Annotated in this window: 1 protein-coding gene; it reads left to right on the top strand. The window is 65.7% G+C overall.

Annotated features, from left to right (window positions below):
• Nucleotides 1–218 (top strand): hypothetical protein (locus FG154_RS21335; RefSeq protein ID WP_222120601.1); only part of this gene is annotated, 218 nt, incomplete at its 5' end.
• Nucleotides 219–470 lie beyond the last annotated feature (252 nt).

The raw sequence follows: 470 nt of genomic DNA on the forward strand, positions 1-470 counted from the left end.
TCGCGCCGGTTCCAGTGCTCGATCGTGATGTAGAACTGGATCTCCCGCCAGCAAATTTCCTTCGGCGGATGGCTGGCAGCGACCTCGGCCCAGATCTCGTACGTCCCCGGTGGGAAAAGGTTGCCACCCAGGCGGAACGCGGCCCGGAAGGAAGCATTCCAGTGGAAGGTGCGCCGTTCTATGGCAACTCTCCTTTGCAAGCAACCGTGCAGCGCTGATGCGGGCCGTCCTGCGTCGCATGGCGCGCCGTCCTGAAGGGCCGGATCTCGTCGGCCCTTGTGTTCGGGATCTGTCGTGCCCATCTCGAGGCAGGGTACGGGACCTGCACGCGCCGCCTTCCGGACCAGGGCCGGGACTGGAGGCACCTCCTGAAGCCCGTTTACTCCCGAAATTCCCTGCGGCTGCCCTCCTGCACCCTCGACCGGCGCGTGCCTGCCGGAACCCCTTCAACCGGAGAGCCCCATGGCCAA

The sequence above is a fragment of the Cereibacter sediminicola genome (assembly GCF_007668225.1).
GTDB lineage: Bacteria > Pseudomonadota > Alphaproteobacteria > Rhodobacterales > Rhodobacteraceae > Cereibacter_A > Cereibacter_A azotoformans.